Annotated in this window: 14 protein-coding genes; 7 read left to right on the forward strand and 7 right to left on the reverse strand. The window is 73.7% G+C overall.

Annotation, left to right across the window (positions count from 1 at the left end; genetic code table 11):
• Positions 1–157: 157 nt before the first annotated feature.
• The 3 genes from ACFYXC_RS30145 to ACFYXC_RS30155 all read right to left on the reverse strand — a co-directional run bounded on the left by ACFYXC_RS30145 (position 158) and on the right by ACFYXC_RS30155 (position 5,481).
• Positions 158–1,036, reverse strand: coding sequence for a hypothetical protein (locus ACFYXC_RS30145; protein WP_389555145.1), 879 nt, complete (start codon positions 1,034–1,036; stop codon positions 158–160).
• Between the two features lie 203 nt (positions 1,037–1,239).
• Positions 1,240–4,401 carry a sacsin N-terminal ATP-binding-like domain-containing protein gene (locus ACFYXC_RS30150; protein WP_389555146.1) on the reverse strand — a complete coding sequence of 1,054 codons (3,162 nt, stop codon included), beginning with the start codon at positions 4,399–4,401 and terminating at the stop codon, positions 1,240–1,242.
• A 156-nt stretch (positions 4,402–4,557) separates the two neighbouring features.
• Positions 4,558–5,481 carry a DUF3027 domain-containing protein gene (locus ACFYXC_RS30155; RefSeq protein ID WP_389555148.1) on the reverse strand — a complete coding sequence of 308 codons (924 nt, stop codon included), beginning with the start codon at positions 5,479–5,481 and terminating at the stop codon, positions 4,558–4,560.
• Between the two features lie 417 nt (positions 5,482–5,898).
• Between ACFYXC_RS30155 and ACFYXC_RS30160 the strand changes: the two genes are divergently transcribed.
• The 4 genes from ACFYXC_RS30160 (at position 5,899) to ACFYXC_RS30175 (ending at position 9,617) form a co-directional block, all read left to right on the forward strand.
• Positions 5,899–7,320 (forward strand): MFS transporter, encoded by a 1,422-nt coding sequence (locus ACFYXC_RS30160; protein WP_389555149.1) that lies wholly within the window; start codon positions 5,899–5,901, stop codon positions 7,318–7,320.
• A gap of 138 nt (positions 7,321–7,458) precedes the next feature.
• Entirely contained in the window at positions 7,459–7,947 is a 489-nt protein-coding gene (locus ACFYXC_RS30165; protein ID WP_388913129.1) for a hypothetical protein, read from the forward strand.
• 73 nt (positions 7,948–8,020) lie between these two features.
• A complete protein-coding gene (locus ACFYXC_RS30170; RefSeq protein WP_389555150.1) occupies positions 8,021–8,749 on the forward strand; it encodes a futalosine hydrolase in 729 nt (242 codons plus the stop codon).
• Positions 8,733–9,617, forward strand: a complete 885-nt coding sequence (locus ACFYXC_RS30175; RefSeq protein ID WP_389555152.1) for a 1,4-dihydroxy-6-naphthoate synthase — start codon at positions 8,733–8,735, stop codon at positions 9,615–9,617. Before ACFYXC_RS30170 ends, ACFYXC_RS30175 begins: the two co-directional genes overlap by 17 nt.
• A gap of 60 nt (positions 9,618–9,677) precedes the next feature.
• Here the strand turns inward: ACFYXC_RS30175 and ACFYXC_RS30180 are convergent, their stop codons facing one another.
• A complete protein-coding gene (locus ACFYXC_RS30180) occupies positions 9,678–10,061 on the reverse strand; it encodes a cold-shock protein (protein ID WP_388913120.1) in 384 nt (127 codons plus the stop codon).
• A 187-nt stretch (positions 10,062–10,248) separates the two neighbouring features.
• Here ACFYXC_RS30180 and ACFYXC_RS30185 point away from each other — a divergent pair, with 187 nt between their 5' ends.
• Positions 10,249–10,497, forward strand: coding sequence for a hypothetical protein (locus tag ACFYXC_RS30185; RefSeq protein WP_388913116.1), 249 nt, complete (start codon positions 10,249–10,251; stop codon positions 10,495–10,497).
• 21 nt (positions 10,498–10,518) lie between these two features.
• On the opposite strand, the gene ACFYXC_RS30190 is transcribed toward ACFYXC_RS30185, so the two are convergent.
• Positions 10,519–11,142, reverse strand: a complete 624-nt coding sequence (locus ACFYXC_RS30190) for an HAD family hydrolase (protein ID WP_388913113.1) — start codon at positions 11,140–11,142, stop codon at positions 10,519–10,521.
• Between the two features lie 211 nt (positions 11,143–11,353).
• On the reverse strand, positions 11,354–12,463 hold the full coding sequence (locus ACFYXC_RS30195) for a hypothetical protein (protein WP_389555153.1): 1,110 nt from the start codon (positions 12,461–12,463) through the stop codon (positions 11,354–11,356).
• A gap of 141 nt (positions 12,464–12,604) precedes the next feature.
• On the opposite strand from ACFYXC_RS30195, the gene ACFYXC_RS30200 reads away from it, so the two are divergent.
• Together ACFYXC_RS30200 and ACFYXC_RS30205 are read left to right on the forward strand one after the other, a co-directional pair.
• Positions 12,605–15,238, forward strand: a complete 2,634-nt coding sequence (locus ACFYXC_RS30200; RefSeq protein WP_389555154.1) for a helicase-associated domain-containing protein — start codon at positions 12,605–12,607, stop codon at positions 15,236–15,238.
• Between the two features lie 508 nt (positions 15,239–15,746).
• Positions 15,747–16,079: a hypothetical protein gene (locus tag ACFYXC_RS30205; RefSeq protein WP_389555155.1), complete on the forward strand. Its 333-nt coding sequence runs from the start codon at positions 15,747–15,749 to the stop codon at positions 16,077–16,079.
• Here the strand turns inward: ACFYXC_RS30205 and istB are convergent.
• The gene (gene istB / locus ACFYXC_RS30210) at positions 16,057–17,454 is read right to left on the reverse strand and encodes an IS21-like element helper ATPase IstB (RefSeq protein WP_389555156.1); all 1,398 of its coding nucleotides are present in this window, start codon (positions 17,452–17,454) and stop codon (positions 16,057–16,059) included. The two genes, ACFYXC_RS30205 and istB, sit on opposite strands and share 23 nt — an antisense overlap.
• Positions 17,455–17,715: the final 261 nt, after the last annotated feature.

The following is a 17,715-nucleotide window of genomic DNA, read 5'->3' on the forward strand; positions in this document are numbered from 1 at the left end:
GGGCGGGGGGGGGGGGGGGGGGTGGCGGCCCCCCCCCCCCCCCCGGGGTGGGGGGGGGGGGGCCCCCCCCGCGGCCAGCCGGAGCGCACCCGCACACGACGACGGCCCCACACCCGCCCGGGGCGTGGGGCCGTCGTCGGCGCGGCGACCGGCAGGGTTACTGCACGTCCACGAAGTCACCCGCGGCCTTGACCGCCGGAGTGGTGCTCGTGCCGGCGAAGTCGTAGCGGAAGTACCCGTCCGTCGCGGCCTTCACCGTGGTCTTCAGGGCGCCGGCGGAACCGGACTTGACCGTCTTGACGTCCGCGTACGTGGACGCGCCCTTCTTCTTGAACTGCAGCTTCACGGACTGCTGGGTGTAGCCCGCGTACTTGTTCGTCTCCCAGTTGGCACGCGTCAGGGACCCGGTGACCGTGATGGTCTTGCCCTTCTTCACCGGCTCGGGGGAGGCGTTGACGGTGAGCCGGGAGTTGCGCTGGACCTTGGTGGTGGCGAGGTCGCCCTGGTCGGCGTAGGAGCCGGTGACGTAGTCGAGCAGCAGCGCGCCACCCTTCCAGCTGCCGGCGTCGCTGTTGAGCAGCTCTCCCTCGCCCGGGAGGATGTCGACGTAGCCGGTGCAGTTGGCGACGGTCGTCGAGGCTTCGATGCAGGTCGCCGCCTCGAAGCCGAAGATGACGTTGTCCGGGGTGGCGAACGAGCCCTTGTAGATGTACGGGCCGGTGGCGAGGTCCAGGGAGCCGAGGTCCACGTCGGCGCCGTGGGTCAGCTTGTAGGTCACCTTGGTGGAGACCTGGTTGGTGGTGCCGACCTTGAGCACCGAGGCGATCTTGAAGTTGGAGAAGGAGGCGTTCAGGTCGCCGTCGACGGGCGTGGCGGCCGCGCTGCGCTGCGCCTTGGCCGCGCCGCTGTGGGCGGCCTCGAAGGCGGCGGCGGCGGTCTCGCGGTACGAGGGGTCGTCGGCCTGCGCGGCCGGGACGGCGAACGCGGAAAGGGCCAGGGCGCCGGTGACGGCGGCCACGGTGGCACGTATGCGCATGTGTTTCCCCTGATGGAGAAAGGGGCCCGACGGTCGTCTTCACGTGGGCCCGAGTGATCTTGGAGCCTGTTGACTCGCATGATCAGATACGCGGCGCAGACCGATGGTTGTACGGCGGGTGAATTTTTTGTGAGCGTGTAACGCAGATCACTTTCCGGCCCGCCGGGGCGCACGGCGTACGGCCGCGCCCCGGCGGGCCGGGCTCAGTCGAACCACCGGTCCCGTGCCAGCTCCTCCGTCCTGGACGGGTCCTCCAGGAGCGCGGCCACCTCGAAGCGGCGGGGCCACTGCCCGGCCGCCCACGCGAGGCCCGCGGCGACGCCCTCCAGCGTGCTGGCGTGCAGCACCCCGTCGCGGGTGCGGCGCCAGTCGAGTTCGGTGCCGTCGACGACGAGTTCCTCGTGCTCGACGTAGGTCGCGGGGGTCGAAGGGCCCAGCAGGACCCGTACGGACTCCGGTACGTCGTGTTCGGCGCCCTCGCTGGTCACCTCACCCGTGACGGACTCGCTCAGCCGCCGGACCTGGAACAGCTCGGCGAGGTCGGCGGCGCGCGAGGGCCGTACCGGGAGCAGGGGCGTGCCGGCGGTGAAGGGCAGCAGGTCGGGCGAGTCCACCACCACGGCGTCGGCCGCGTCCACGACCCGCACCTGCCCGTCGACCACGGCACGCAGTTCGTCCGGCAGGGTCACCTGGTCGGGGTCGAGGTCCGCCAGCGCGCCGTACAGGGCGTGCAGTTGGGAGGGCGACACCTCGCGGTCGGGGTCGGCGAGCCGGTCCAACAGCTCGGCGCCGCCCCCCGGTTCGGCGAGCAGCGCGGCCACGGACGTCCGGACGCCGAGCGCGCGCAGCACCTGCTCGTCGTCGAAGCCGGCCGCGTCGGCGGCGTCGTACAGGCCGTGCAGGAGCGGGTCGCCGCCCTCGGCGCGCAGGCCGGCCGGGCGGCGGCCGTCGAGGACCGGGTGCCCGCGCAGCCACCAGGCGGTGTACGAGCGGATGATCTCGTGCGTGCCGTCCGGCAGCAGAACGCGGACCGGCTGCGTGAGGGCGTCCCGCAGCGGCGGCCGGGAGAGCAGGGCGAGGGCCTCGGGCCAGCGGTCGTCGTCCACGAGGTCGAGGTCGCGCACGGCGACGATCTCCGTGGCGACGGGCGGCACCGGTGACTCCGGCAGCCCGTCCAGGGCGTCCTCGCACCACACGTCGACGGCGTCGAGCAGCCCCGCGTCGTCGGGTTCGGCGAAGTCGCCGTCCCGCGGCTCCAGTTCGTCGGGGTCGAGGACGACGTCCGTGGCGCGTACGAGCTGGAAGTTCGCCAGTACGCCACAGGCTGCGAGCGGCTGCTCGCCCCAGCGGTCGGCCAGTTCGGCGTCCACGGAGGCGAGTTCGTCCTCCCGCATCACCCGCGCGAAAGGGCTGCCGGGCAGGACGAGTTCGCCGGCCGGGACGAGTTCGCCCTCGTCGTCGGGGAGGGCGAGGGCGCCGAGCCAGGGTTCGTCGCCGGGTTCGAGGCCGGCGTCCCGGACGAGCGCGAGGACGGTGTCGGCCAGTTCCTCGGCGTCCGGAGCCGTGTCGTCGTCCCAGGCGCCGCGGTCGTCGTCGAGGGAGCCGGCCACGGCCGCGCGGACCTGCGGGGTGGTCAGCACGGCCCGCGCGGTGGCGGGCAGGGCGCCCAGCTTCTCCAGGAGCGGATGGACGGCGTCCGGATGGGCGACCTTGAGGCCGAGCCGGGCCAGGGCGTCGGGCGCCACCTGGGCGCCGTCCGTGGTGGGCAGCAGGACCTGCCGTGGCCCGATCGTCGTCCGAGCTCCCCCAGAGCCAGAAGCCTGGGAGGTGCCCCCGGCGAGCGGCACGGGCAGCCCGGTCAGCCGGTCCGGGTCGACCCCGGCGAGGCTGTCGTACAGGCGCCGCCACCACTCGGGGTCCTTCTCCAGGCCGGCGAGCCGGTCGACCGCCTCGGTCAGCGGCACGCGCGCGACGCCCAGGGTGCGCAGCTCCGCGCGCCGTTCGAGCCCGGCGGGGAGCAGGCTGGGCAGTACTTCCGCGAGGACCCGTACGGTCTCGGCACCCGCGCCCTCCACCACCTCGGCGTCGCGGGGGCGCAGGGCCTCGGGGAGGTCGGGATCGTCGCCCGGTTCGACCGCGGGCGGCAGGAACGCCGTCCTCGGGAGCAGTTCCAGGATCGCCTGCCGCAGGGTCCCGTCCAGCTCGCCCTTGCCGAGCGGCCCCGGCACCAGTCCGATGATCTCGCTGGTCACGGGCCGCCAGGCGGCGAGCAGTTCGACGTACGCGTCGGCCGCGCGCCGCACCAGGAAGTCGGTGAGGGGGCCGGGGGCGGCGTGGCGGCGGGTGGTGTCGAGCGGGAGCGAGGCGATCAGCAGCGCGGGCACGCCGAGGGGTTCGTCGCTGGGGGTGGGCGCGTGCACGACGGGGCCGGTACGGGGGCGGCCCGGGGTGCCGTCCGCGTCGACCGGGACCGCCCAGGTGACCGACCAGTGGGGGCGCAGCCGCTCCTCGACGGGCCGGTCGGCGAGCAGCGCCGGCTCCAGGACCCCGTGCGCGGAGACGGTGCGCCAGCGGGTCGTGCCGTCGCGGCAGTCCTCGACGACCACGCAGCCGTCGTCGTCGCTGCGCCGCCGCAGGGTCCGTACGCCCCCTTCCCCGTCCCCGGTCTCGACGACCACTTCCTCCAGCCCGGGCAGGGCGAGGAGCAGGGCGTCGTCGATCCCGCCGAGCAGCCGCTCCGCGAGGGCCTCCGCGGCCGGGTCCCGCAGCGGCAGGATCACGACGCTGTCGTACGGGTCCGGGGCGGAGCCCTCGGCCGGGAACGGCAGCCGCAGCAGCGGTACGTGTCCGTCGCGGCGGCGCAGTTCGTCGCCGAGGCCGGGGCTGTGGCGGGCGGTGTCGAACGCGAGGTCGCGGGCCTCGGCGAGGGACCAGCGGACGCCGCCGTGCCGGCCCAGCAGGGCCGGTTCGTCGGTGACGGCGAGGACGGCCGCGAAGCCGACGCCGAAGCGGCCGACGGCGCTGTCGTGGTCGTCCCGCTTCGCGGAGGCGCGCAGGGTGGAGAGGGATTCGACACCGGTGGCGTCCAGGGGGGCGCCGGTGTTCGCGGCGACGAGGACGCCGTCACGGAGGGTGAGCCGCAGGCGTCCGGGGACGCCTGCGCGGGAGGCTGCGTCGGCGGCGTTCTGTGCGAGCTCGACGACGAGGCGGTCCCGGTAGCCGCCGAGGACGAGGTCCTCCTCGGAGTTGGCGTCCTCGCGGAAGCGGGCCGGGCTCGTCGCCCAGGCGTCCAGCACCCCGCGCCGCAGGCGGGCCGTGCCGAACGGATCCGTGCCCTCGGTGGCCGCCCGCACGAAGTTGCTCACGCTGTGTTCTCCCTCTCGTCGTACGCCGGCACGCGCCGCCATCCGCCGCAGAAAGGTACCGCGCGACCGCGCGGTACCCCGCGCCCACTCAAGGGGCGCGGGGAACTGCGCGATCAGTCACACACAACCCGCACATCACAGCCGGCCGGTCACGGCCTAGCTGTGGCCCAGCTCCGCCGAGGACTCGTCCGGTCCCATCGGTACGGACCCCGAGTCCGCCGAGGGCCGGAGCGGAAACGGATCCACCCGCGTCTCGTCGATCACCGGCGGCGCAGGCCGCGGCGGCGCAGGCATGACCGCCGCCTCCGAATGCCCCCCACACCCGTACGACAGCGACACCACCCGACCGTCCGCGGGCGAGAACTCGTTCGCGCACACCCCGAACGCCTGTCCGAGCGACCCACCGACAGGATTCAGGAACCCGCAGCTGACGCACGTCGCCGGCGCTGCCTGCGCCATCGCCGTCTTCGCCCCGTACGACTCCTCCCACCGGTCGGCCGCCACATGCAGCCCGTACCGCGAGAGGACCCGCGCCCGCCGCATGCCGAGCTCCTCGGCCACGGAGGCGATCGACCCGCGGGACGGCACGAGCGGCAGCGTGGCCGGCGTCCCGGCCACCACCTCGGCGTCCTCCGCCTCGGCCAGCTCGGCCATCTCCTCGGAGATCAGCGCGTTCGGAGCGGGCTCGTCCTCCCCCGAGTACCCGGGCTCCAGACGCAGGTCCTCCGCGTCCGTGGGCAGCAGGTCGCCCGGCCCCATGTCCCCGGGCCGCAGCCGCTCGCTCCACGGCACCCACTCGGGCGCGAGCAGGGCGTCGGGCCCGGGCAGCAGCACGGTCTCGTCGAGGGTGACGACCTTCGCCCGCGAGGCCCGGGCCACGGTCACGGCCCACCGCCACCCGCGGTAGCCCATCTCCTTGCACTCGAAGAAGTGCGTGACGACGCGGTCCCCTTCGCTGACCATCCCCGCGTGTTCCCCGACGACGCCGGGAGCGGCGGCCTCCTCGGCGGCTGCCCGGGCGAGGTCCACGGCCTCGGCACACAGACGGTCGGGGGTTCGGCTTCGCGTTGTCGCGCTCACTGGTATCGCTTCTCTCCTACGCCGTCTCACGAGTGCGCCATCCCTCGACGGGGGTGCGGACGGAGCGGACCGGAGGGCCGCGTCGACGTCCGCGCCCGATCGCACTCGGGCGCACCTACGTCATCCATTCTGCGGGATGACCGAGAGGCGCGCGGCCGAGAACAACCGCCGCGGGCGCGCTACGCACGCTACCGTCTCGTCGGCGCTGGGCCTACACCGGCGTTCCTTTCACCGCTCACGGCGTTTCCCCCGCATACCGCTCAGGGCGTTTGCGCGGCTCACAGCCCACGGCGTTTCGCCCGCCGGACGCCGCGGGTGCCCGCCGGGCGTGCCCGGCGACCGATCCGCGGAACCCACTCAGTCGCTATACGGGCGGTAACCGCACTACATCCGCAATATCCGGGGCACTATTGCGGAGTGGCAGCCGCAAGGTCGCCCCAGAGCACCACGCGGGTCGGTGGGGCCGGGGCAGAAGGCAAGAGCGGAGCGGGCCCGGTGCGCGGGGCCGTCCGCTCCGTCGGGCATGCCCTGCACCTGCCGTTCACCGGCACCGCGAGAGGCATCAGAAAGGCGACACACGCGCACGGCGCGGGCGAGTCGGGCCTCGGCAAGCTGATCGAACTGCACGGGGTGAACGGCGCCGGCGACATGATGATCACCGTGGCGCTCGCCTCCACGGTGTTCTTCTCGGTCCCGACGGACGAGGCACGCGGCCGGGTGGCGCTCTACCTGGCGATCACCATGGCCCCGTTCACGCTCCTCGCCCCGGTCATCGGCCCCCTCCTGGACCGCCTCCCGCACGGCCGGCGCGCCGCGATGGCGGGCGCGTTCATGGCCCGCGCGTTCATGGCCCTGCTGCTGTCGGGCGCGGTCGTGACGGGGAGCATCGAGCTGTATCCGGCGGCCCTCGGCGTGCTGGTGGCGTCGAAGGCGTACGGCGTGGTCAGAAGCGCCGTGGTGCCCCGGCTGCTGCCACCCTCGTTCTCCCTGGTGAAGGCGAACTCCCGGGTCACCCTCGGCGGTCTGCTGGCGACCGGCGTGGCGGCCCCGATCGGAGCGGGGCTCCAGGCCCTCGGCCCCCGCTACCCCCTCTACGGCGCCTTCGTGATCTTCGTGGCGGGTACGTTCCTGTCGTTCTCGCTGCCCCACAAGGTCGACTCCGCGAAGGGCGAGGACAAGGCCCTGCTCGCCGCGGACGAGCAGCACCTGCGCGGGCCGCACCGGAAACAGCCCAAGCGCCCGGGCCTGCGTACGGTCGGCACGGGGGTCACGCACGCGCTCGCCGCGAACGCCGCGCTGCGCGGACTCTCCGGATTCCTGATCTTCTTCCTGGCGTTCCTGCTGCGCGAGCACCCCCTCGCGGGCGTCAGCGCGGCGGTCTCGCTGGGCATCGTCGGCGTGTCGGCCGGCGTGGGCAACGCGCTGGGCACGGCGGTCGGGGCGGCGCTGAGATCCCGGGCGCCGGAGCTGATCATCGTCACGGTCGTCGCGGTGGTGCTGGGCGTGGCGATCACGGCGGCGGTGTTCTTCGGGGTGCTCCTGGTGGCCGTGCTCGCCGCGTTCGCCGGGTTCGCGCAGGCGCTGTCCAAGCTGTCGCTGGACGCGCTGATCCAGCGGGACGTGCCGGAGCTGGTGCGGACCTCGGCGTTCGCCCGCTCGGAGACGCTGCTGCAGATGGCCTGGGTGGTCGGCGGCGCGATCGGCATCGCCCTGCCGCTCAACGGCACGCTCGGCATGGCGGTGGCCGCCACGATCATCGCGGCGGGCTGGCTCACCACGGTCCGCGGGCTGCTGGGCGCGGCCCGGCACGGCAGCCGCCAGCACGCGCGCGTGGCGTGACGGCCTCCGGCGCCGGGCCGGGCCAGGACTCGGACCGGGCCCTGACCCGACCCGGCACCCGACCCGATCAGGCCCGCGGCACGCCGCGTAGGCCACCCACATGGCCGGAGCGCCCGACCCGCCCGATAACCTTCGCCCATGAGCTCCCAGCGTCCCCTTGCGCGCCGCCGCCGCGCCGTCGCCGCCGCCGGCGCCGTTTCCGCCGGACTTCTCGTCCTGTCCGCCTGCGACAAGCCGACGCCGATGGCCACCGTCACGGTCGGCAAGAACTCGATCAGCGCCGAGGCCGAGTGCTACGAGGACGGCAAGGACATCGGCAAGGAGGAAGCGACCAAGTGCGCCCTCAAGAAGGCTTCCGACACGATCAGCGTCTCCCAGGGCGAGACCCTGCGGATCGGTGTCGACCCGGAGATCGCCGACGAGGGCTGGGCCCTGTATCTCAACGGGCAGCAGGTCACCGCCCCGTACAAGAAGACGTACTACGCCTTCGAGGGCGTCGACCTCTTCGCCGCGCAGGAGGGCCAGGAGCCCCCGAAGACGATCTACATCAGCGTCGTCAAGCAGAACGAGTCCGGTACGCAGTTCAAGGGCGTCTGGAACTTCAAGCTCAAGAACGCGGACGCCTGAGCCGTGCGCCCGGCATGACCCGCACGGCCCGCACGGCCCGCGTGAACCACGCGGCCCGCACCGTCCGCCGCTCATGCGTGTTCTCGTAACCACCGCGGTCCCCGTCGAACGGGACGCGGTGGCCGCGGCGTACACGGCCCCCGCGCGCGAGCACCCGGTTCCGGGAGCGGCCCTGAGCAGGGTGACCCCGACCGGCCTCTCGGCCGTCTGCGACCTCCTCGCCGGTGGCGTGGGCCCGGCGGCCGCCGCCGCGTCGACCGCCGCCGCACTCACCGCCGCCGCGCTGGCCGGTGCGCCGTACGACCTGGTCGTCTCCACCGGCATCGGCGGCGGGTTCCAGCCCGGCGCGCCCGTCGGCTCCCTCGTCCTGGCGGACGAGATCACCGTCGCGGACCTGGGCGCCGAGACCCCCGACGGATTCACCCCGGTCACCGGACTGGGGTTCGGAGTCGTCACGCACCGGCCACCGGAATCACTCGTACGAGAGATCGCGGACGTCACCGGAGCACGCACCGGGACCGTCCTGACCGTCAGCACCGTCACCGGGAGCGCGGCGCGCGCCGCGGAACTGCGCCGGCGCCACCCCCGGGCGCTCGCCGAGGCCATGGAGGGGTTCGGGGTCGCGGAGGCGGCCGCCGCACACGGCGTACCCGTCCTGGAGATCCGTGCCGTGTCCAACCCCGTGGGCCCCCGGGACCGCGCCGCCTGGCGGATCGGCGACGCCCTGGCGGCACTCACCGGGGCGTTCGGGAAGCTCACGCCCGTACTGGAGAGTTGGAACCCACATGACCCCACACACTGAGCCCGCGCAGAGCGGGCCCCGCCCGACCGAACCGCTGCGGACCGCGTACTCGCCCTGTCCGAACGACACCTTCGTCTTCGACGCCTGGGCCCACGGCCGGCTCCCGGGAGCACCCGCGCTGGACGTGACCTTCGCGGACATCGACATCACCAACGGCATGGCCGAACGCGGCGAGTTCGACGTCCTGAAGGTGTCGTACGCCGTCCTGCCGTACGTCCTGGACGAGTGGGCCCTGCTGCCCTGCGGGGGCGCGCTCGGGCGGGGCTGCGGGCCGCTGGTCCTGACCCGGGAGCCGGGCGTGGACCTCACCGGCCGCACGGTCGCCGTGCCCAGCGAGAGGTCGACCGCGTACCTGCTGTTCCGCCTCTGGGCCGCGGACACCGTCCCGGGCGGGGTCGGCGAGATCGTGGTCATGCCGTTCCACGAGATCATGCCCGCCGTACGGGACGGGAAGGTGGACGCCGGACTGGTCATCCACGAGGCCCGTTTCACGTACCGGAACTACGGGCTGCACAAGCTCGCGGACATGGGTGAGCACTGGGAGCGGACGACGGGCCTGCCGATCCCGCTGGGCGCGATCATCGCGAAGCGCTCGCTGGGCGAGGCCACGCTGCGGCTGCTGGCGGAGTCCGCGCGGGCGTCCGTACGGGCGGCCTGGGACGATCCCGAGGCATCACGGCCCTATGTGCTGGAACACGCGCAGGAGATGGACGCGTCGGTCGCCGACCAGCACATCGGGCTGTATGTCAACGAGTTCACGGCGGACCTCGGGGAGGACGGATACGCGGCGGTCCGCGGCCTCCTCACACGGGCGGCGGCCGAAGGACTCGTACCGGCTCTCGCGCCGGGGGCGCTGTCGTTTCCATGACGAGACCCTTGCCGGTGTCCGCACCCCGAGGGGCGCCCCGCGGGGCGCCCCGGTCAGCGGCTAGACGTCCAACTGGTCGGCCACCGCACGCAGGAGGCCGGCGATTTTCGCGCCGCTCGCCTTGTCGGGGTAGCGGCCTCTCTCGAGCATCGGTGTGATGTTTTCGAGGAGGGTCGTCAAATCCTGCACGATGGACGCGAGTTCGTCCGGCTTACGGCGCTGGGCGGCCGCGACGGAAGGCGCGGGGTCCAGAAGCGTCACCGAAAGTGCCTGGTCACCGCGCTGCCCGGCGACCACACCGAACTCCACACGCTGACCCGGCTTGAGAACATCGACTCCGGCGGGCAGGACCGAGGAATGAACGAAGACGTCGCCGCCGTCGTCGCGGGAGAGAAAGCCGAAGCCTTTCTCACTGTTGAACCACTTGACCTTGCCGGTAGGCACGTCTGTCCTCGTCCTCGTACTCGTCGGGAACTGCGTCGGAAAAACTGCGGCTGAAACTGCTCGGGAAACAGGTCCGTACAGCACTACAGCGGGTCGTCGGACCCGCCGGTACCAAGGCTAATGGTCCGGCGGCTGCTGACAAGACGTCGCCGGATTGTTCCTCCGGGCAGGGAACTACCCTGGTCGAGTGCGTGACAAAACCCAACCGAATTCCGCCGCGGCCGGAGACGGACTGATCCGTGCCGGTGCCATCGTGTTCTTCGTCGGAGCGGTGGCCACCCTGGTCACCGTGGCCCCGCTGCTCCTCGACACGACGCCCTTTCCCACGTACATGTTCGGTCTGAGCATGTTGATGGGCGTCGGATTCCTCATCGCGGGGGCGGGGGTGTTCCAGTCGATCGCCAGTGGTCGTCGACGGGCGCGCGAGGGTTCCTGAGACCGGCCCGGGGGCCCACCCTCAGGGGCGCGCCCCCAGGTGACCGGCCAGCCAGTCCGGGAACTCCGTCAGGTCCTTGAGGACCACGTCGGCGCCGGCCGCGCGCAGTTCGTCGGCGTCGCACGGGCCGGTGGCCACGGCGACGGACAGTGCCCGCGCCGCGCGGGCGCCGCGTACGTCGCCGGTGTGGTCGCCGACGTAGATGCCCGCGCCGTACTCACGCAGGGCCTCCGCCTTCCGCTCGGCCCACAGGTCGCCGACGACCGCGTCGGCCTCGATGCCGAGATGGCTGAGATGGAGCTTGGCGTTCGGCTCGTACTTGGCGGTGACGACGACGGCCCGGCCCCCGGCCGCACGCACCGCGGCCATCGCCTCGCGGGCACCGGCCATCGCGGGTGTCGCGGCGATGGCGTACGCGGGGTACATCTCCCGGTACGTGTCAGCGACGGCCGCGACCTCCTCGGCCGGGAACCAGTGCACCAACTCGTCGGCCAGCGGTGGCCCGAGCCGGCTGACGGCCAGCTCGGCATCGATGAAGACCCCCGTCCGCGCGGACAGCGCCTCATAACAGGCACGGATCCCCGGCCGGGAATCAACAAGAGTCATGTCAAGGTCGAACCCGACGGTCCCCAAGAAAGAGCACATCCCCCCATTCTGACCACCCCCACCCCCACCCCACGGGCCCACCCCTCAGGGACCCTCAGGGCCCCGTCAGGGGCGCGGGGAACGGCGCGCTGAGCCCCCACAAACCCGCACCCGCCCCCAACCCGTCCAACCCCATGGCCCCGGAGCCCCGCCAGGGGCTCTTCAGGGGCGCGGGGAACCGCGCGCTCAGCCACACCCCACCCGCACCCAACTACCTCCTCTGCGACCGCCACACCAAGAACAGCGCAGAAGCAACCGCCGCAGTCCGCAGGACAACCGGCCACGTCTCGGCGACCGCGGCGTTCATCTCCCCCTCCACGATCGGCGCCCCCCACCGCCGCTCCGTACGGCCCCAGAGCCACACGACACCCCCCGCGAGGACCAGACCGGGCACACCGAGCACGGCCCACTTCGACTCGGTGGGACTCAGCCGGCGCGAGAGGTAGGCGATGAGCCAGCCGAGCCCCAGCAGGACGAGGTTCCCGACGACCGCACCGGCGACCAGCAGCGCGGCGGCGAGCAGCAGCAACGGGTTGGCCCAGCCACCCCGCACAGGCCGCAGCCGGGGCACGAAGCGGCGCCGCACCCGCCCACCCGCACCGCCGCCCGCCTCGACGGGCCCGGCAGTCCCGGCGACCCCGGCAGCCCCGGCAGGCACAGCCGGTTCCACAACCGCCCCCGCCTTCGGCTTCGAGGGCTCCCCGTCAAGCGGCGACGGCGGCGGTTCGAACAGCTCGGGAATCTCCACGCCCCCCACGAACCCCGGCACGCTGTCCATGGCCCCGAAGGGCCCGCTGTCCACCCGCCACCAGTCGGGCTGCGTCCCGGAGCCCAGCTCCTCCGTGCTCGCGAGGTGCGGCGGAGAGGGCGCGGTCTCGAACCCCGCGTCGGCCCCGGCATCGGACGCGGTACCGGCCGTCCCGGAAGCCCCCGGCTCCGCGGACCGCGGCCTGGGCACCAGACGCCGCAGCCGCCCGGGCCGCACCTCCGGCTCCTCTGCCCGCTGCGGGGGAACGGCGGCCCTGCCCCCGCCCCCACCCCCGGTGCCACCACCGGCACCCGAACCGGAATCGGACCCGGCACCGGAAGCAGAACCGGAACCGGCGGCCGCGACCACCGACTCGGGCGTCCCGATGCGGTCGAGGATGCGACGGACCGCGGCCGGGCTGTCGAGGACCGCCTTGGCGCGACGCCGGTCGATCTCACTCCGCAGCTCCGACACGAGCCGCATGCGCGTCCCGGACGGCAGCTGTCTCTGCTGGGCCAGGTCGCCCACCCGGCTCAGATAGTCGAATACGAGCTGGTCGCTCTCGATCCCCACGAAGTCCCCTCCGGGGCTCCCGCGTTGCCATGCCCCGCGCGAACGACGGTACCGCGCCCGCCGCCGGCGACGGGCCCCGGCACGGCAGTGGCGCACCGCACCGGGAACGGCGGTGGGGGCCCACCCGCTACCGTGGAGCGGATGAGCGTCCAGGAGCAGTCATCGGAGGAGCCCGGCGGGGCTCACGGCGGGGCTCCCGCCGAGGAGCCCGCCACGGCCGGGGCACACCCTCGTTCGCTCGCGGAGGCCCTGCGGGCCCGCGACGACTCCTCCCTGTCCGCGCTGCTGCGGGCCCGCCCCGACCTCATCACGCCCGTACCGACCGACCTCACGCAGCTGGCCACCCGGGCCGGCACCCGCGCCTCCGTGATCCGTGCCCTGGAGCGCCTGGACCGGTTCGCCCTCCAGACGGCGGAGGCACTGGCCGTGGCCCCGGACCCGGCGCCGTACGGCACACTCCTGCACCTGATGGCGGGCGACGCGGGCGACCCGGTGGTCACCGAGGTCCTCCCCCGTGCCGTGGCCGTCCTGCGCGAGCAGGCGCTGGTCTGGGGCTCCGACGACCGGCTCCGCCTGGTCCGCACGGCCCGTGAACTGCTCGCGCCCTCGCCGCAGCACCCGTCCCCGACGGGCCTCGGGCCGACGGTCGCGGAGGCCATGGCCGGCATGTCGCCGGGCCGGATCCAGGAGCTCCTCAAGGCGGCCGGACTGGCGACGACGCACGACGCGGTGTCCGCGGTGGAGTCGCTGACGGCCCTCTTCACCGACCGCGCCCGGATGTCCGGCCTGCTCGACGCGGCCCCGCCGGAGTCCCTGGAGGTCCTGTCGCGGCTGGTCTGGGGGCCGCCGTACGGTCAGGTGACCGCCGACCCGGCGGCCCGGCTGCGCTGGCTCCTGGACCGCGGACTGCTCCTGCCGACGGCACCCGGCACGGTCGTGCTGCCCCGCGAGGTCGCCCTCCACCTGCGCGCGGGACGGGCACACCGGCGGACGGAACCGCTGCCTCCGCCGGTCGAGCCCACCGCCGTACACCGTCCGCAGGTGGTGGACGCCACGGCGGCCGGCCAGGCGTACACCGCGCTGGCCACCGTCGAGGAGCTGCTGAAGGACTGGGACGAGGGCGGTCCGGCCGTGCTGCGCGCGGGCGGCCTGAGCGTACGGGACCTGAAGCGCACGGCCGTGGCCCTGGACCTGCCGGAGCCGGTCGCCGCCTTCTGGGTCGAACTCGCGTACGCGGCGGGCCTGCTGGCCTCGGACGGCGAGGCCGACGAGCGGTACGCGGCGACGCCCGCCTACGACGAGTGGCTGGACCTTCCGGCGGCCGAGCGCTGGACCCGGCTGGCCACGGCCTGGCTGTCGGCCACCCGTACGGCGGGCGTGATCGGCGGCCGGGACGCCAAGGAGCGCACCCTGTCGGCGCTGGGCCCCGGCCTGGACCGCTCGGCGGCTCCCGAGGTCCGTCTCCGGGTCCTTTCACTCCTCGCGGCACTGCCCGAGGGCGGCACCGCCTCCCCCGACGCCCTCGTCGAACGCCTCCACTGGGAGCGCGCCCTGCGCGGCGCCGCCGCCTCCGACGATCTGCGGGCCCGCCTCGCCCGGTGGACGCTGACCGAGGCGGAGTCGCTGGGGATCACCGGAAGGGGCGCACTGTCCGCGCACGGACGGGCGCTGCTCGGGGCGGCGGCACCGGCCCCGTCCGCCCCCGCCCCGGACCCGTCCGGAGGTCCCGGCGACGCCGACGGTCCCGGTGCCAAGCTCCCCGTCCACCACAGACACCACCACCTCCCGGCGCCCCCGCCCGCACCCCGTTCCCCCGCCGAGGTGGCCTCCGCCGCCGCCCGGGCCGGCGGTCTCCTGGCCCCGCTGCTTCCGGAGCCCCTCGATCACGTCCTCCTCCAGGCGGACCTCACGGCGGTGGCCCCGGGCCCGCTGGAACGGCCCCTGGCCGACGTGCTGAACGTGCTGGCGGACGTCGAGTCGAAGGGCGGGGCGACGGTGTACCGCTTCACGCCGGGTTCGGTACGCCGGGCCCTGGACGCGGGCCGCTCCGCCTCCGACCTCCAGGCGTTCCTCGCCGCCCACTCCCGTACGCCGGTGCCGCAGCCGCTCGCCTACCTGATCGACGACGTGGCGCGCAGACACGGGCACCTGCGGATCGGGGCCGCCTCGGCGTACGTCCGCTGCGACGACGACGCGCTCCTGAACGAGATCGTCGCCGACAAGCGGTCGCAGGGGCTCCGGCTGCGCCGCCTCGCGCCTACGGTCCTGGCCGCCCAGGCCGACCCCGCCACGCTCCTGGAGGGCCTGCGCGCCATGGGGTTCGCACCGGCCGCCGAGTCCGCCGAGGGGGATGTGCTGATCACCCGCGCACTCGCCCACCGCACGCCCCCGCGTACGGCGCCCGAGCCGGTCCCCGACGGTCCGCCGGCCCCCGACACCACCCTGCTGGGCGCCGCGATCCGTGCCATCCGGGCAGGTGACCTGGCCTCCACGACACCGCGCAAGCAGCCCGCCTCGGCACCCGAGCGGGACGGCACGCTCCCCCGCACCACGCCCGCCGAGACCCTCGCCACCATGCAGGCCGCCGTCCTGACCGGCGGCACCCTGTGGATCGGTTACGTCAACGCCGAGGGCTCCGCCAGCCAGCGCGTCATCGCCCCCGTCCGGGTCGAGGGCGGTTTCGTCACGGCGTACGACCACACCGCGGACGAGGTCAGGACCTACCCCCTGCACCGGGTGACGGGCGTGGCGGAGCTGGCGGACGAGCAAGCCTGAGCCCGCTCCCCAGGTGTCCGGCTCACCGGCCCCTCACTCGTCCGGGTGTAGGCGGCGGTTCATGCGCGCCACGCCGGACGCTTCCCACCCATGAGGGACTTCGCGGGTTCCGCCGCATCGCTGCGTGAGCGGCTGGGCAGTCACTCAGCGTTCAACTCATGCGGCATTCCGCTCACTCAGAGCTCTGGTCATCCAGTGTTCCGTCCGGCGGAGTCCTGCTCACGCAATGGAAAGCAACGGAAAGGGAATCCCATGCGCGCTGCCCGTCGTGTCGCCACCGTCCTGATCGGAACCGCCGCCCTGCTCGGCGCACTCGCCTCACAGGCCGCGGCGATCGGCATCGATCTCGGCGGGGGCGTGACGCTCTAGTCGCCTCGTACAGCCCCCGTACACCCCGCGTGCCCCGCGGGCCGGACCCGGCAGTAATCCGGGCCCGGCCCGCCCCCTCCGCGGGCCCCCGGGCCCCGGCTCAGCAGCTCAGCCGCTCCCGAAAGGCTCCGAAGTCGCCATGAGTCCCAGCCACCCGCCCCATCCTGTCCAGGCACCGCAACCCGTCCAGCCCGTCCAGCCCCTCCAACCGGTCCAGCCCGCGCAAGCCGCTCCCACCGGGTCGCCGGTGCACCGCAAGCGCCGCACGCACGCGCGGGCCGCCGCCACGGTCGCCCTCTTCGCCTCGGCCGCGCTCATCGGTGTGCTCGCCCCGCAGGCCGCCGCCGTCCCGTCCCCCGGGCCCGCCCTGCCGCTGCCCCTGCCGGTGGCCGCCGCCGAACCACTGGTGACCGAGGGGGTGAGCATCGAGGGTCCGCTGCTCAACAACCTCACTCTGCCCACGCTGAGGTAGCCCGGCGCATGCGGTAGCTCTCCCCCTCCAGGCGGACGATCTCCGCGTGGTGCGCGAGCCGGTCGACCATCGCGGGAGCGGAGGCGCCGAAGATCTCGTCCCAGCGGCCGAGCGGGCGGTCGGTGGTGACGACCAGGGAGGACCGCTCGTAGCGGTGCGCGACCAGTTGGAAGAAGAGGTGGGCGGTGTCCGTGCCGAAGGGGGTGTAGCCGACCTCGTCGACGATCAGCAGGGGGTGGGCGTCGAGGGCGGCCAGTTCCTCGGCGAGACGGCCGGCCGCCCGGGCCTCGGCCAGCCGCGCGGCCCACTGTGCGGCGGTCCCGAACAGCACCCGCTGTCCGGACTGGCAGGCCCGTACGCCGAGGCCGACGGCGAGATGCGTCTTGCCGGTGCCCGGCGGCCCGACGAACACGACGTTGCGCCGCGCCGCGACGAAGTCCAGTTTGCCGAGCCGTGACACCGCCTCCCGGTCGAAGACCTGGGGGTACTCCTCGTCGAACTCCTCGAGCAGTTTCCGGGCGGGGAACCCGGCGTCCCGGATCCGCGCCTCGGCACCCGCCTCGTAGGAGTCGTAGGCGGAGGAGGCCGCCTGCGCCGGGATCGGCGCGCCGGCCCGCGTGGCGGCGTGGGCGGCGGCGTGGGCGGCGGCGTGGGCGGCGACGGGAAGCGAGAACTCGGCCGGTACGGAGGAGCCGGGAGAGCCGGTGGAGGGGGTGGAGCCAGGGGCGAGGGGGAGGACGGAAGGGAGGGGGGACTCGCCGACGGCGGTGCCTCCTCCCACCCCGGGGCCGGGCTCCTGCCCGTGCCCCCGGTGCGACCGGTCCCCGTGCTCCGCCATCGGCCCCGACATGTACGCCAGGATCGCCGCCGAGGCGATGAACGCCATGTGGATGACCGTCCCCCACAGCAGCGAGTGGTGCGAGGTGTGGTGCACGTCCACGAACATCTGGAGCAGATGGACGGACGAGATCCCGACGATGGCCGTCGCCAGCTTGACCTTCAGCACGTTGGAGTTGACGTGTGAGAGCCATTCCGGCTGGTCGCGGTGGCCCTGGAGGCCGATGCGCGAGACGAACGTCTCGTACCCGCCGACGATCACCATGATGAGCAGGTTGGCGATCATGACGACGTCGACCAGTTTGAGGACCGCGAGCATGACGTACGTCTCGTTCGCCTGCCCGGTCACGCACCGGAGGATTAAATTCCACAGCTCGTTGAAGAATTTGTAGACGTACACGCCCTGCGCGGCGACCAGGCCGAAGTACAGCGGGGCCTGGAGCCAGCGGGTGGCGAAGAGCGCGTACCCGAGCGTCGTGGTCGGCGTGGAGACGGCGGGCAGCGGCGCGGGCGACGGGGCATGGCTGGGACCGGACAACGGTGGCTCTCCCTCGGCGGTGAGCTGGGGCAGTGACCTGCCGGGTCGCCATTCTTGGGGGCAGCGCCGGTAAATAAGAATTCACGCCACTCATTGGAATGAATAGACATCCAGTAGGACAGGACGCGCGACACCGACCGTTCCGGTGTCGGACGACAGAGGGACGACAGCGGGACGGCAGTGGGACTGGAGCCGGACCACAGCTGGAGAGCGGCACGCCCCGGCGATCAGGCACACTGGACGTTTGGCCGTGCACGTCGT

Origin of the sequence: Streptomyces sp. NPDC002701 (assembly GCF_042889045.1) — a bacterium.
Taxonomy (GTDB): domain Bacteria; phylum Actinomycetota; class Actinomycetes; order Streptomycetales; family Streptomycetaceae; genus Streptomyces.

Coding starts and splice junctions, on each gene's coding strand:
- ACFYXC_RS30165 (WP_388913129.1), top strand. CDS start 7,459: ATGAGCTCCCAGCGTCCCCTTGCGCGCCGCCGCCGCGCCGTCGCCGCC.
- ACFYXC_RS30170 (WP_389555150.1), top strand. CDS start 8,021: ATGCGTGTTCTCGTAACCACCGCGGTCCCCGTCGAACGGGACGCGGTG.
- ACFYXC_RS30175 (WP_389555152.1), top strand. CDS start 8,733: ATGACCCCACACACTGAGCCCGCGCAGAGCGGGCCCCGCCCGACCGAA.
- ACFYXC_RS30190 (WP_388913113.1), bottom strand. CDS start 11,142: ATGTGCTCTTTCTTGGGGACCGTCGGGTTCGACCTTGACATGACTCTT.
- ACFYXC_RS30145 (WP_389555145.1), bottom strand. CDS start 1,036: ATGCGCATACGTGCCACCGTGGCCGCCGTCACCGGCGCCCTGGCCCTT.
- ACFYXC_RS30200 (WP_389555154.1), top strand. CDS start 12,605: ATGAGCGTCCAGGAGCAGTCATCGGAGGAGCCCGGCGGGGCTCACGGC.
- ACFYXC_RS30205 (WP_389555155.1), top strand. CDS start 15,747: ATGAGTCCCAGCCACCCGCCCCATCCTGTCCAGGCACCGCAACCCGTC.